This is a genomic window from Bacteroides sp. OM05-10AA (assembly GCF_003439055.1).
Taxonomy (GTDB): Bacteria; Bacteroidota; Bacteroidia; order Bacteroidales; family Bacteroidaceae; genus Bacteroides; species Bacteroides intestinigallinarum.
Map to the genome: position 1 here is coordinate 18,485 of NZ_QSUR01000012.1, position 13,976 is coordinate 32,460.

General features: G+C 45.2%; 12 protein-coding genes and 1 pseudogene. 9 read left to right on the top strand and 4 right to left on the bottom strand.

Features of this window, described 5'->3' with window-relative positions; genetic code table 11:
• The first annotated feature begins 234 nt into the window (after nt 1-234).
• From DXB58_RS11275 to DXB58_RS11315, 9 genes and pseudogenes are all read left to right on the top strand, one after another.
• Complete coding sequence (locus tag DXB58_RS11275; protein WP_007756660.1) at nt 235-1,518, top strand: site-specific integrase; 1,284 nt, start codon at nt 235-237, stop codon at nt 1,516-1,518.
• 63 nt (nt 1,519-1,581) lie between these two features.
• Nucleotides 1,582-2,868, top strand: a complete 1,287-nt coding sequence (locus DXB58_RS11280; protein WP_007756662.1) for a YhcG family protein — start codon at nt 1,582-1,584, stop codon at nt 2,866-2,868.
• 12 nt (nt 2,869-2,880) lie between these two features.
• Nucleotides 2,881-3,945: a hypothetical protein gene (locus DXB58_RS11285; RefSeq protein WP_115485124.1), complete on the top strand. Its 1,065-nt coding sequence runs from the start codon at nt 2,881-2,883 to the stop codon at nt 3,943-3,945.
• Between the two features lie 221 nt (nt 3,946-4,166).
• Complete coding sequence (locus tag DXB58_RS11290) at nt 4,167-4,475, top strand: DUF3853 family protein (RefSeq protein ID WP_005654521.1); 309 nt, start codon at nt 4,167-4,169, stop codon at nt 4,473-4,475.
• A gap of 11 nt (nt 4,476-4,486) precedes the next feature.
• Entirely contained in the window at nt 4,487-5,554 is a 1,068-nt protein-coding gene (locus tag DXB58_RS11295; RefSeq protein WP_117463820.1) for an AAA family ATPase, read from the top strand.
• Between the two features lie 211 nt (nt 5,555-5,765).
• Nucleotides 5,766-5,933 (top strand): annotated as a pseudogene (locus tag DXB58_RS11300) (DNA primase); the annotation flags it as partial.
• Between the two features lie 563 nt (nt 5,934-6,496).
• On the top strand, nt 6,497-8,305 hold the full coding sequence (locus tag DXB58_RS11305; RefSeq protein ID WP_004308094.1) for a reverse transcriptase/maturase family protein: 1,809 nt from the start codon (nt 6,497-6,499) through the stop codon (nt 8,303-8,305).
• On the top strand, nt 8,295-9,206 hold the full coding sequence (locus tag DXB58_RS11310) for a toprim domain-containing protein (RefSeq protein ID WP_117680874.1): 912 nt from the start codon (nt 8,295-8,297) through the stop codon (nt 9,204-9,206). Before DXB58_RS11305 ends, DXB58_RS11310 begins: the two co-directional genes overlap by 11 nt.
• 282 nt (nt 9,207-9,488) lie before the next feature.
• A complete protein-coding gene (locus DXB58_RS11315) occupies nt 9,489-10,892 on the top strand; it encodes a hypothetical protein (RefSeq protein WP_022210005.1) in 1,404 nt (467 codons plus the stop codon).
• Between the two features lie 146 nt (nt 10,893-11,038).
• Here the strand turns inward: DXB58_RS11315 and DXB58_RS11320 are convergent, their stop codons facing one another.
• Genes DXB58_RS11320 through DXB58_RS11335 form a run of 4 tightly spaced genes read right to left on the bottom strand, consistent with a single transcriptional unit; the run spans nt 11,039 to nt 13,880 of the window.
• Nucleotides 11,039-11,914: a radical SAM mobile pair protein B gene (locus DXB58_RS11320; protein WP_005924033.1), complete on the bottom strand. Its 876-nt coding sequence runs from the start codon at nt 11,912-11,914 to the stop codon at nt 11,039-11,041.
• Nucleotides 11,911-12,579, bottom strand: coding sequence for a radical SAM mobile pair protein A (locus tag DXB58_RS11325; RefSeq protein WP_005924036.1), 669 nt, complete (start codon nt 12,577-12,579; stop codon nt 11,911-11,913). The genes DXB58_RS11320 and DXB58_RS11325 overlap by 4 nt, the downstream gene beginning before the upstream one ends.
• Nucleotides 12,580-12,602: 23 nt before the next feature.
• Nucleotides 12,603-13,067, bottom strand: coding sequence for a cupin domain-containing protein (locus DXB58_RS11330; RefSeq protein ID WP_005924039.1), 465 nt, complete (start codon nt 13,065-13,067; stop codon nt 12,603-12,605).
• Nucleotides 13,068-13,100: 33 nt separating this feature from the next.
• Nucleotides 13,101-13,880: an MBL fold metallo-hydrolase gene (locus DXB58_RS11335; RefSeq protein ID WP_005924041.1), complete on the bottom strand. Its 780-nt coding sequence runs from the start codon at nt 13,878-13,880 to the stop codon at nt 13,101-13,103.
• Nucleotides 13,881-13,976 lie beyond the last annotated feature (96 nt).

A 13,976-nucleotide genomic window follows, 5' to 3' on the forward strand; every position in this document is an offset into this window, starting at 1 on the left:
TCACATACACAAAAAAAATCCCCGTAAAGTACTACTTTACAGGGATTTATCTATTAATTGAAGCGGAGAGACAGGCTCTCGAACTTATACTTTCACAGAATCTCATAAAACCGCAAACAACTGATAATCAAGTGCAAATTACAACATAGAGTAAAACTAAATGTTTCTAAATGTCTTTTGCTATCTCAATAATTGGGTGTATATTTGGGTGTAGAATTTCAAACGCACCCAATTATGAATATCAAGCGCAACATCATTTTTGCATTGGAGAGCCGGAAAAAGAACGGTGTGCCAATCGTAGAGAACGTACCCATCCGTATGCGTGTCATCTTTGCCAGCCAACGCATCGAGTTTACAACGGGCTACCGGATTGACGTAGCCAAATGGGATGCAGACAAGCAGCGGGTAAAGAACGGATGTACCAACAAGCTAAAGCAGAGTGCAGCCGAAATCAATACGGACTTGCTGAAATACTATGCCGAAATCCAGAATATTTTCAAGGAATTTGAGGTGCAGGAGGTCATGCCAACGACCCAACAGTTGAAGGAAGCTTTCAACATGAGAATGAAAGACACCAGCGAAGAACAGCCGGAAGAAGCCCCTGTCAGCTTTTGGGAGGTATTCGATGAGTTTGTAAAAGAGTGCGGTAACCAGAATAACTGGACGGCATCCACCTATGAAAAATTTGCAGCAGTGAGGAACCACCTCAAAGAGTTCAAGGAGGATGCAACGTTCAACTATTTCGACGAGTTTGGATTGAACGAATACGTCAACTTCCTGCGTGATACCAAGGATATGAGAAACAGCACCATCGGCAAGCAAATGGGATTCCTCAAATGGTTCCTGCGCTGGAGCTTCAAGAAAGGACATCATCAGAACATTGCATACGATACATTCAAACCGAAACTGAAAACCACCTCGAAAAAAGTAATCTTCCTGACTTGGGATGAACTGAACAAGCTGAAAGACTACCAGATACCCAAGGATAAGCAATACCTGGAACGTGTGCGTGATGTTTTCCTGTTCTGCTGCTTTACGAGTTTGCGGTATTCGGATGTTCGCAATCTGAAAAGAAGCGATGTGAAGTCCGACCACATCGAAATAACCACAGTCAAGACTGCCGACAGCCTGACGATTGAACTGAACAAATACAGCAAAGCCATACTGGACAAATACAAGGACATCCATTTCGAGAATTACATGGCTCTGCCCGTCATCAGCAACCAGAAGATGAACGATTACCTGAAAGAGCTGGGCGAACTGGCAGAAATCAACGAGCCTGTACGGGAAACCTACTACAAGGGAAATGAACGTATTGATGAAGTCACACCCAAATACGCTTTGCTCAGTACCCATGCAGGAAGAAGGACATTCATCTGCAATGCGCTGGCTCTCGGAATCCCGGCACAGGTGGTCATGAAATGGACGGGACACAGCGACTACAAAGCTATGAAACCCTACATTGACATAGCGGATGATATTAAGGCAAATGCCATGAACAAGTTTAATCAACTATAAAAGTATCAAACAGTTTCATAGATAGTTATCAATGACTATATTTGTAGAAATTATCATCACAATATGAGCAACAAGGAATCCAACATAGAGAAAACGAATTTTGATGCATTCATACAAGCGGTCGGTTCGGAAATAGAACAGGCACAAGTAAGGCTGATTGTTGCAGCCAATGCACAAATGCTGTTCCATTACTGGAAGATAGGCAATTACATCCTTTATCACCAGCAGCTGCACGGATGGGGAAGCAAAATCATCAAGCAGTTGGCAAAGGCTATCCGACTGCATTACCCTGAAAAGAAAGGCTATTCGGAACGTAACCTTACCTATATGTGCCAGTTTGCAAAAGCATATCCTTTAAGAGCGTTGCAAAGTTTCATAGAAACAGATGCAAGCCTGTCTGTCCCAACCATACAGAGTGTGACCAATGAAGTATTAAAACTGAATGACAAGCAATTTACGCAGGAACTTACTGCGCAAATACAATCGATTGATTGTCAATCATTAGCAATTACGCAGGAAGTTCCTGCGCAATTTGAAGATGTGGGAAAAACCGTGTCTGCCATTTACAGGATGGGAATCAGGGAAATAGAAGAAGTTTTCTTGACCTCTCCTATAGCCAAAATAAACTGGACAAGCCAAATGACTATACTTGACAGTTCGCTACCTTTAGGTCTAAGCTACTGGTACATGAAGCAGTCTGTGGAAATGGGATGGAGCAGCAATGTATTGAAAATGCAAATTGACAGTGATTTGTATAGCCGACAAATCAGCAACAACAAGGTAAACAATTTCACGACCACACTTCCGGCTCCACAAAGCGACCTTGCCAATTACCTACTCAAAGACCCGTACATCTTTGATTTGGCAGGAGCCAAAGAAAAAGCAGACGAAAGGGATATTGAAGAACAGCTGGTGAAACACGTTACCCGCTACCTGTTGGAAATGGGCAACGGTTTTGCCTTCGTTGCCCGGCAGAAGCACTTCCAAGTCGGAAACAGCGATTTCTTTGCCGACCTGATTCTATATTCCATTCCGTTGCACGCATATATTGTCATAGAATTGAAAGCCACTCCTTTCAAGCCGGAATATGCCGGACAACTCAACTTTTACATCAACGTGGTGGATGATAAGTTGAGAGGAGAACACGACAACAAGACCATCGGTCTTTTGTTGTGCAGAGGAAAGGACGAAGTGGTTGCCCAGTATGCCCTTTCCGGCTATGACCAGCCCATCGGCATCAGCGATTACCAATTGAGCAAGGCGATTCCCGAGAAATTGAAATCAGCGTTGCCCAGCGTAGAAGAAGTGGAAGAAGAACTGGCTTCTTTCCTTGACAAGGATCCCCAATAATAAGAGTATGCCATGCAGAAAACGATAACAACCCTCATTCCTCAATACGGGGAGCTGAACAGAATCTGCAAAGATTGGATTGTAAGCCATACTTTCTCTTTTGAAAAGCAGAAATTCATCGTTGATTTCTACTCGAAATGGAGCGATATAAAGGCTTTTGAGCAAGCTATCCTTGAACTGGTGCTGCATACACCGCCAGAACCATGTACCCTGCTGCTGAAAAGTCTGAAAAAGGAAGTCAAAGAATACATACGGCTTTATGAATCTTACCGCCTTCTCCATGACGAAGTGATCATACGTGTATGCTACCAATACGCAGACCGCTACAAGGAAACCATCAAGGAAGAGATGGAAGTGGTAAACAGGCTGCGCAAACCGATGAACGAAGCCAACAACCGCTATGATTCCATTGGCTACCGAGAGCATACACCCGAAGAAGAAAAGCTGGCGGAAAGAGAATATGAGCGTTGCAAGGCTGAATATGAAAGGGAGAAAGCCCAACTGGAGCATCTTTATGAGCAGCAAACCCTTCTCTGGAAAGAAGCCCGGCAATACATGAAAAACCGTTGCGACGACATCTACCTGCTTAGCGTACACTTCATGGGCATCCTGACCAAATATGTACCGGACGAAGAAAGCCAACCGAACGAAGCAGACAGGCAGAGCCGTACAGACAGCCAGCCGGAAGCTGAAACTACAACCGCATCGACTACAGCTACGACTGCCGGATTGCCTGAATATTTCAGCATGAAGCTGATTTCCCTAATTCATGAAGTTTGTGCAGGGGAACAGTTTGAAGACATTACCGCACCGGATTTCTATGCCTGCATGAATCTGCATCCCTGCCAGTGCGTACTGAAAATAAAGCCAAGGGAAAAGATACGGGTATGCTATCTGATTTCCCTGATGAGGGAGCAGTTGCCGGGGCAGGATAAGGACAAATGGAAGGAAGCCATCCTGAAACACCTGGATATTGATGAAGACTATTACAAGTCCAAGTACAGGGAACCCGTTTCCGATTTACCCAGTATTCCCAACCAAAAGTTCGCCAAGGAAATGGACGGAATATTCCGATAACCCGTGATATTCCAATATATTTTACGACATGACCACTTATACCACTCAAAATAATTTTTGAGTGGTATTTTTATTTCTTGATATTCAGCGATATAACAGAACAATCCATATCTATCATCCACATACTTACCACTCAAAACCCTACCTAATTTTGCATCGTTCGAGAACAGAAGAAACAGCCTGTGCGCAGGGCTATTGTCAAACAAGTAATCATACGGACGATGAACAACCTCAAAGAACTGTTAGTGAAACCCGTCTGGCAGATGACAGGCGAAGAGTTCCTTTTTCTAAGCAGACACGCTTCGGTACAGGCAGAGGCGCAACCGCAGCCGACCACCGACACGGAAAGAAAGTACGTGTACGGCATACTCGGCATAGCCAAGCTTTTCGGGTGCAGCCTGCCCACAGCCAACCGCATCAAGAAAAGCGGAAAGATAGACAAAGCCATTACCCAGATTGGACGCAAGATTATCGTGGATGCGGAACTGGCGCTGGAACTGGCTGGCAAGAAAACCGGAGGACGCAGATAAAGGAGGTGATTATGGACTATATAAAAGAAATATCACCCGAACAAGCCGTTATCCTCTGGCAGGAATCCCGGCTAAGTCTGTCAAGATGCTACGAAAAAGCCCCCGAAATTCTGAAAGTACACGGCTCTGTCATCGGGACGCTGGGCAATTTCAGCGCATCCATCGGCAAAGCCAAGAGCAAGAAAACCTTCAATGTATCGGCTATCGTAGCCGCTGCATTGAAGAACGGTACCGTGTTACGATATGCGGCTGAACTGCCCGAGGAAAAGCGGAAAGTGCTTTATATAGATACGGAGCAAAGCCCCTACCACTGCCTGAAAGTGATGAAGCGGATCCTGCGGATGGCAGGATTGCCCGATGACAGGGACAGCGGTTATCTGGAGTTTCTCGCTTTGAGAAAATACACCCCGGAACAGCGCATCAGCATTGTAGAACAGGCTATCTACCACTCACCGGATATTGGGCTGGTCATCATAGACGGCATCCGGGATATGGTGTACGACATCAACAGCCCCGGTGAATCCACCCGCATCATATCCAAGCTGATGCAGTGGACGGACGACAGGCAGATTCATATCCATACGATACTGCATCAGAACAAGGGGGATGAGAACGCAAGAGGGCACATTGGTACGGAACTGAACAACAAGGCGGAAACAGTCCTGCTGGTGGAAAAGGACAAGGGGAACAGCGACATCAGCCATGTTTCCGCCATGCACATCCGGGCGATGGATTTCGAGCCTTTTGCATTCTGCATCAACGACAGAGCCCTGCCCGAACTTGCGGAAGGCTACAAGCCGGAAGCAAGGAAGCCGGGAAGACCCTCGGTGGAAAAGTTTGACCCTTACAAGGATATTTCAGAACCGCAGCACCGTGCCGCACTGGAAGCCGCTTTTGCACTGAAAGAGGAATACGGCTACAAGGAGCTGGAAGACACCTTAATCAGGACTTATCTGGCAGAAGGGGTTAGACTGAATCACCAGAATGCAGTGGCGCTTATCACCATGCTGCGCAACAAACGGATGATAGTGCAGGAAAACGGCAGGAAGTATTCCTTCAAGCCCGATTACCACTATTAGCCGACAATCCCGAAAATCGCTTCACTTTATTCCCGTATCCTATATATACGACAATTTAGTGAAGTGATTTCAGAAACAGACAAATCACTTCACTTTATTCCGGGGGTCTATATATTAGGAGTTTAGTGAAGTGATTGTACTGACCGCATACTTTTAAGAGTTGCGGGCAAAAAGAGAAATAATCAAAGCACTCACTAAAAACGATTTCCTTATGAACATCGAGACTGCAAAACAAATCAATCTGGCTGACTACCTGCACAGCCTGGGGTATTCACCCGTCAAACAGCAGGGTATCAACCTTTGGTACAAATCTCCCTTGAGGGAAGAAACAGAGGCTTCCTTCAAAGTGAACACCGAACGCAACCAGTGGTACGACTTCGATGCGCCCATATAGGCTACACAATAAATATCTCTATGGCAAGAGATTAGGTTAGAGTTCAACAGACCTATCCTCAACGACTTAGCTGGAGGAGAAATCCAAAGGTGACAAAAGCATGTCGGTAAAGTCATTAGTCAGCTAAATACCAAGCTGCGACTGCATGGCGAGAGGAAAAGACAGACACAAGGATGAAGCCTGATTGGTTGAACGATAGTTCTGCTGCACACGTACCAGCCCCGACGAAAGGTATTTGATTCACGTCGGGCTGAAGCACCCCATGTAAACCGAAATTACAATGGAGCAGGAGCTGGCTTCAGAGCAACCACAATAAGTGGAATAGGAACGTAAGTCGCATCCGACAGTCTGCCGAGCCAAACAGTTATTGTGAAAGCAAATGGGGATTCCCTAAATCAGAATGCCGTAAGGCTATGGGCATAGGACCCTGAATATCTGACATGGGAACGGAGCTTCCGTAGTAGTCCGAGCAAGGGAAAGCCTTGTAACATGGCGAAGGGAAGCAGTTAGATAACTTAATACAAATAATGGAAAATGTGTGAGACATTATGAGAAGTCCTGAGCAAGTATTAAAAGCTTTAAACAAGCATGGTAAAGTTTCGGATTACAAGTTCGAAAGGCTGTACCGTATCTTATTCAATGAGGAGATGTTTCATGTTGCTTACCAGCGTATTTACGCCAAACCAGGCAATATGACACCCGGTACGGATGGGAAAACCATCAATCGGATGAGTCTTCAAAGAATAAACAAAGTCATTGCATCTTTGAGAGATGAGTCTTACAAGCCTAATCCGGCAAAAAGGATATACATACCCAAGAAAAACGGTAAGAAAAGACCGCTTGGAATTCCTTCCTTTGAGGACAAACTTGTACAGGAGGTGGTGCGCATGATTCTTGAAGCCGTCTATGAAGAGGTGTTTGCAAACACCTCACATGGATTCAGACCAAACAGAAGCTGCCATACCGCATTGACCCATATCCAAAAGACATTTACAGGTACAAAATGGTTTGTGGAAGGAGACATTAAAGGATTCTTCGACAACATAGACCACAATGTATTGATTGCAACTTTGCGGAAACGGATTGCCGATGATAGATTTCTAAGGCTTATCCGCAAGTTGTTGAATGCGGGATATATTGAAGACTGGAAGTTTCATAATACAAACAAGGGAACTCCACAAGGCGGTAATATCAGTCCTATACTGGCAAACATTTATCTTGATAATTTTGACAAGTATATGGAAGAATACGCCCTACGCTTCAATAAGGGAAAAGAAAGACACATCACCAAAGAATACAAGCAACTTAGCGATAAGATGCAACGCATCCTTAAAAGCATCAAGAACATACAGGATGCAGATGTCAGATTACAGCTTAGGGATGAGTATGAGAAACTGAGACGTGAAAGGCAAAAGATTGAGAGCAGAGACAGTATGGATGAAACATACAGAAGGCTTCGATACGTAAGATACGCAGATGATTTCCTCATTGGTGTTATCGGAAGCAAGGCAGAGTGCGTTAAAATCAAGTCGGACATTACCAAGTATATGGAAGAAAACCTCAAGCTGGAACTGTCACAGGAAAAGACATTGATAACAAACGCACAAAAGCCCGCGAAATTTCTTGGCTTCGATGTTTCAGTCCGTAAGTCTGATGCTATCAAGCGGGACAAGAACAATGTGCCAGCCCGTTATTACAACGGTAAGATAGTCCTAAAGGTCGCCATAGAAACGGTGCGGAACAAACTGGAAGAATACAGCGCCATCAGATACAAGGTAGAAAATGGCCGACAAGTTTGGTTTGCAAAGTTCAGAGGCAATCTTATGAAGAAGAAAATCGAGGACATAGTGGCGGCATATAACTCTGAAATCAGAGGGTTCTACAACTACTACTGCATTGCCAACAACGTGGCATACGCGCTCTCAAAGTTTGGATACATCATGGAGTACAGTATGTACCATACCATTGCAGGAAAAACCAATAGCACTGTAAGCAAAGTCATTGACAAATATAAGGTTGGGAATGACATTATAGTGCCATATCAGGATGCAAAAGGTAAATTACGGTACAGGAAATTCTATAATGAGGGATTCAAACGTAAACCACCAATGTACTATACGGAGGTAAACGACTTATCCTACACAATCGCAATTCCACAGCCGACACTTACTGAGCGATTGGATGCGAGAACATGTGAATTATGTGGAAAAGTCGGACCTGTAGTCATGCGTCATGTCAGAAAGCTAAATCAGCTTAAAGGAAAAACTGAATGCGACAGGCTGATGCTTGAAAAGCATAGGAAGACATTGGTTGTCTGTGAAAAGTGTTATGCCAAAATACACAGCCATGCTAAATAAAGTCATGTTATCAACGGAGAGCCGTATGCGTGGAGACATGCAAGTACGGTTTGGGGGCAGGTACGGGAAAACCTACTGCCGAAAGGCAGTAAGGCGTTCTGTACCGAGCCTACGTTTAGGGAAAGGGGGCGGTATCATTGAACTGGCTGCACACCTGTATGCTACCGACCATGTACCTTACCTGCTGGAGCGGATTGCGGAACAGACACCGCATGTACACCCGGTATCTTTCTCTTTTGGCAAGCAGGACTCTTTCGGTCCGAGCTTCCAACAGCTGGAGATAGTACCGCTATCGTCTCCTGCCCTGCTTTCCTATTTACAAGGTAGAGGAATAAATCTGGAACTGGCAAAAAGAGAATGTAGTGAAGCCCGTTACACCCACAACGGCAAGCGTTACTTTGCCATCGCATTCCCTAACGGTTCGGGTGGGTTTGAGGTTCGTAACCCCTATTTCAAGGGCTGCATCGCCCCCAAGGAAATCTCCCACATCAGACAGTCGGGAAAAGCAAGGACTGCCTGCTATGTGTTCGAGGGTTTCATGGACTACCTTTCCTTTCTGACATTGAGACAAGAGAGCTGCCCAAATTATCCGGAATTGGACGGGCAGGACTATATTGTATTGAACTCCGTATCGAATGTGAACAAGGCTCTCTATCCGTTGGGCAATTACGAACGCATCCACTGCTTTTTCGACAACGACCATGCAGGAATGGAAGCACTCCGGCAAATCCGCATGGAATACGGCAGAGACCGGTACATCCGGGACGCTTCGCAGATTTACAGCGGATGCAAGGACTTGAACGAATACTTACAGAAACAGGTTGAAAGAAAAAGGCAGCTCCAGTCCGCCAAAGGGGTGCGCAGCCAATCACCGGAGAAGAAGAGCGGCTTCCGGTTATAGCCCACTATAACTACACGCTCCGCTTTCGTAGTTGTGGGCTCTCCCGAGGGGATTAGGGCTTTGCCCTAATGACCCACTCAGGGCGTTTCACCCCTGAGAACCCCGAGCAAAGAGTGACCCTCTCTTTGCAATCTCCGCTTATGGGTTACCCCTAAGAAATCTCGTGCAAATGAGAGCAGAGGCAAACTTGCTTGACCTATGCCGAATGCAGCCGAGATTCATAAAATAACCCCTCTGCGAAAGCGAGCAAAGTAAATTAATTGTAAACAAAGAAAAGAAGCTATGGCAACAAAATCAAGCATACACATCAAGCCTTGCAACATCGCATCGAGCGAGGCACACAACCGAAGGACTGCCGAGTATATGCGTAATATCGGGGAGTCCAGAATCTATGTCGTTCCCGAACTTTCCACCGATAACGAACAGTGGATAAATCCCGACTTCGGCACTCCCGAACTGCGAACTCATTATGACAATATCAAGCAAATGGTCAAGGAAAAGACCGGACGTGCCATGCAGGAAAAGGAAAGGGAACGCAAGGGAAAGAATGGAAAGATTATCAAGGTGGCGGGATGCTCACCCATCCGTGAAGGAGTATTGCTTATCAGACCGGACACCACACTGGCTGATGTACGCAAATTCGGTGAAGAGTGCCAAAGACGCTGGGGCATCACTCCGCTACAGATTTTCCTGCATAAAGACGAAGGGCATTGGCTGAACGGTCAGCCGGAAGCGGAAGACAAAGAGAGCTTCCAAATAGGAAGCAGATGGTTCAAGCCGAACTATCATGCTCATATCGTATTCGACTGGATGAACCACGAAACCGGGAAGAGCCGAAAGCTCAATGACGAGGATATGGCAACCATGCAGACCCTTGCTTCCGATATTCTGCTAATGGAACGTGGGCAGACAAAAGCTGTCACAGGTAAAGAGCATCTGGAACGAAACGATTTCATCATTGAGAAGCAGAAAGCCGAACTGCAACGTATAGAAGAAACCAAGCGACACAAGGAGCAACAGGTAAGCCTTGCCGAACAGGAACTCAAACAGGTAAAAGCTGAGATACGTACAGACAAACTCAAAAGTGCAGCTACCGATGTAGCCACTGCCATAACCAGCAGCGTAGGTTCTCTTTTCGGAAGCGGTAAGTTGAAAGAACTGGAACATAACATCGAGCAGCTACATCAGGAGATTGCCAACCGGGACAAAGCTACTGATGAATTAAAAATTCAGATGCAACAAATGCAGGAACAGCACGGCAGACAAATACGCAATCTTCAAGGAATACATAATAAAGAGATTGAAGCTAAAGACAAAGAAATATCACGGCTAAACACCCTGCTTGAAAAGGCATTATGCTGGTTCCCATTACTCAAAGAAATGCTGAGAATGGAAAAATTATGCTATGTCACTGGTTTTACCAAGGGGATGGTTGATTCTCTTTTATACAAAAAGGAAGCTCTCAGATGTAGTGGAAAAATCTATTCCGAAGAATATAGACAGAGATTTGAAACAAAAAATGTAATTTTCAAAATTGAACGAAGCCCGATCGATAAGAATAAATTGATGCTGACTATAAACCAACAGCCAATCAGCGAATGGTTCAAAGAACAATGGGAGAAGTTACAGCAGCATCTGCGTAACTCAGTGCAGAAAGAACAAAAATCCAGAGGATTCAGGATGTAATATAGAGAAGTACAATTCATCATGGATTGTACTTCTATCGTAATATATAGTACAAAATCTAAGTTGTCTAACTATTCTAAAGTAAAATAAGCAATAAAAGAATATCTTATTCACTATTAATATACCATATTGTCAATATCTTTCCCTCATTTAGTCAATCGTATCTTTTCGTGGTAGAAATAATTTACGATAACCGGCTTGCCTTTTTCCGAGCGCCCGTAAGGCAAATCATTTATTCTATATGGAAACCCCTGTGCCTTGGCGTATTGGGAAATGTCCTGTTCCAATGCCTGCCAGTAATCAAGCCTCTTTTTGTTGTATATTTCTTCGTATAACGGAAAGAGGTCGGGATGCTTCTCACGGATATACGTCATTATCCCTCCCTTGAACTGCCCGCGCAGATTCAGGTTTTCGAGCCATATCAAATCGGCATATCCTTTCACTTTCTCGATAATCGCCTTCATATCGGTTATTCCGGGGAATATGGGCGATACAAAACACACGGTACGGATGCCCGCCTCATAGACCTGACGCATTGCGTTCAGACGACGTTCTATGCTCACGGCATTGTCCATATCCGTACGAAAACGCTCGTCAAGCGTATTGACCGACCATGACACCGTTACTTTGGGAAAACGCTTCAACAGGTCGAGGTCGCGCAGGACAAGGTCGGACTTAGTGCATATCATAATCTCGGCGTTGCTCCCACGCAGCTCTTCGAGCAGCCTGTGGGTACGGCAAAATTGCTCCTCATACGGGTTGTAACCATCCGTCACGGAACCTATCACAATGCGCTCTCCGTCATATTTGTGCGGATTGGCTATCGGTTTCCAGTTCTTCACGTCCAGAAATGCACCCCACGGTTCTGTATGCCCGGTGAATCGTTTCATAAACGATGCGTAGCAATACTTACAGGCGTGGGGACAGCCCACGTAAGGGTTGACCGAATATCCTCCGACCGGCAGTGAGGATTTGGTCATAACGCTCTGTACGTCTATTTCTTTGATTATTTCGGTATTCATTGTAAGCGTTTTGTAAATTGTTCCGGCAGTTCCTGAATCATCCTTTCTTCGCCCATTATAGGCAGCAAATCCTCTTTCATAAACACGGGGACGCCCTGTGTTTGGGCTTGGTCGGCAATGTGAAGCACCCATTCGGGACGGGAATCCACTTTGCCTTTCCGATGTCCGGTCTCCGTACCTATGACAATCCAGTCGATACCCTCGAAATCTATATCGCCGATTTCATCGAAAATAGGTTCGAAAGTGACATGGTAGTGCTTGGCCTTGATATTTCTTTTCAAATCGTCTAGCCGCTTTTTTTCGGAATTGCGCGTGACGGTCACGCCCATCCATACATTCTCGTCATCTGTAGAGAAACTGATCTTGTCCGGACATTTCGTAAGGAATATATAAGCGTGTTGCGGATTGCTTTTCATTCGTCTGAATATTTCCGCATTCCATTCAGGCTTCCAATCGGAGAAATCGCTCATTCCGGTCATCAGCCATACGTGAGGCTTGGGCGTGTCGATGATACGCAGCTTTCGCACCATATATTCCGGTACGGAGAAGTCGTCCGTAATATGGAAACGGCGGCAGTTGTTACGGGCATAGCAGTAGCTGCACCCGATGGAGCAGCCTACCACTATGTTCATATTCTTTATCAGGGATTTTATACAGATAGTCATCTGCTTAGAGTTCCTTTTTAGAATCATTTCGGAGAGACTTTCCATTTTACCGGTTCTTTCAGTATGATTCCGTCAGTGGCATCCTCCTGTGAGAATGTATTGCTGCAATATTGTATGCAGAGCATGAGGAGCGGAGTCGTTCCGTTGTTACGGACACTTCGTTTTCCTGCAGGAGATACCCTGACAACGCTACCTTCTTCCACTGGGAACACTGTTCCGTCTACTTGAAATTCACCTTTACCGGAGAGGAAAAAATAAAGTTCCTCATGACTCTTGTGACTATGCAGAAATCCGGTTTCTGTACCCGGGGCGAATGACTGGAAAGAAAACTCGCTTCCCGTAGTTCCGAGAGCGGTGCTGCAGAATACTTTTCCGGGAATTTTCACATCCGGGCCAAGCTGAAGTTCGTATTCATTCAGTTCATTCAACTTACCGACACTGATCGCGGCGAAATTCTGTTCTACCGCGATTTTCCTAATCTTTTTCATCTTTCTAATATTTTGAAATGATTGTTTATACAGTTATTTAAGTGTTATGCTTTCTCCGTCTTCCGGTATAATCAGTCGGCTCATATCCGTCCCGTGATGGCGAGCTTCGTTGCGAAGGATGGCACGGGTGGTCTGGCAATGATCGATGGCATCCATGTGTACGGTAATCAGCTTGATGTGTGGGGGGAGTGTGTCAAGCATCGCCATTACTTCCTGTTCATTGGGGATGATACAACCGTCCGTCTTAGAGAATTCGGGGAATACCGCACCGCCACTGTTCACCACAATATAATTAGGACGATACTTTTCCACGGTAGCAAGAGTACATTCTTCCCATTTGCAATCGCCCATGATATAAATAGTCGGAAGCCCTTCGGACATCAGCACATAGCCCGAAACAGGTCCCATCATCTGGCCTATCTGACCGAAACCGTGATGGCCAATAGCACGGTGGATGGTCAGATGACCTAAGGTTATGCTCTCTTCAATCGCTTCTACATTTGAGAAACCATCTTTCAGGATGGCGGCCTTATCTTGTGGCTGGGTGTAGAAAGGAATGTCTTTCGGCAAATGCTGCTTTACACTTGGTTCGTAATGGTCGATGTGGTTGTGGGTGAGCAGTACCATATCAACACCTTCAGTAATGTCGCTAATAGGCATTACGAGATGTACCCTCGGATTCTTATATACACCGAGAGCTGATTGCAGGGTTCCTTTGTCGGCAAATACGGGGTCAATAAGAATGGTATGTCCTGCATAGTTGATTTTCAAGGTGGCACTGCGTACCAACCGAATAATTGCTTTTTCGTTCATGATGTTATGTTCTGTATTATTTTTCGGGTACAAAGTTCGAAAGGATATCCCAATGTCTCTATGCCTTAAAAACAGGAATATATGCCATTTTGATAA

Bases quoted from the DNA above. Each gene is read 5' to 3' on its own strand.
- DXB58_RS11275 (WP_007756660.1), top strand. From the start codon at position 235: ATGAATATCAAGCGCAACATCATTTTTGCATTGGAGAGCCGGAAAAAG.
- DXB58_RS11315 (WP_022210005.1), top strand. From the start codon at position 9,489: ATGGCAACAAAATCAAGCATACACATCAAGCCTTGCAACATCGCATCG.
- DXB58_RS11290 (WP_005654521.1), top strand. From the start codon at position 4,167: ATGAACAACCTCAAAGAACTGTTAGTGAAACCCGTCTGGCAGATGACA.
- DXB58_RS11285 (WP_115485124.1), top strand. From the start codon at position 2,881: ATGCAGAAAACGATAACAACCCTCATTCCTCAATACGGGGAGCTGAAC.
- DXB58_RS11320 (WP_005924033.1), bottom strand. From the start codon at position 11,914: ATGAATACCGAAATAATCAAAGAAATAGACGTACAGAGCGTTATGACC.
- DXB58_RS11280 (WP_007756662.1), top strand. From the start codon at position 1,582: ATGAGCAACAAGGAATCCAACATAGAGAAAACGAATTTTGATGCATTC.
- DXB58_RS11310 (WP_117680874.1), top strand. From the start codon at position 8,295: ATGCTAAATAAAGTCATGTTATCAACGGAGAGCCGTATGCGTGGAGAC.
- DXB58_RS11305 (WP_004308094.1), top strand. From the start codon at position 6,497: ATGAGAAGTCCTGAGCAAGTATTAAAAGCTTTAAACAAGCATGGTAAA.
- DXB58_RS11325 (WP_005924036.1), bottom strand. From the start codon at position 12,579: ATGACTATCTGTATAAAATCCCTGATAAAGAATATGAACATAGTGGTA.
- DXB58_RS11330 (WP_005924039.1), bottom strand. From the start codon at position 13,067: ATGAAAAAGATTAGGAAAATCGCGGTAGAACAGAATTTCGCCGCGATC.
- DXB58_RS11295 (WP_117463820.1), top strand. From the start codon at position 4,487: ATGGACTATATAAAAGAAATATCACCCGAACAAGCCGTTATCCTCTGG.
- DXB58_RS11335 (WP_005924041.1), bottom strand. From the start codon at position 13,880: ATGAACGAAAAAGCAATTATTCGGTTGGTACGCAGTGCCACCTTGAAA.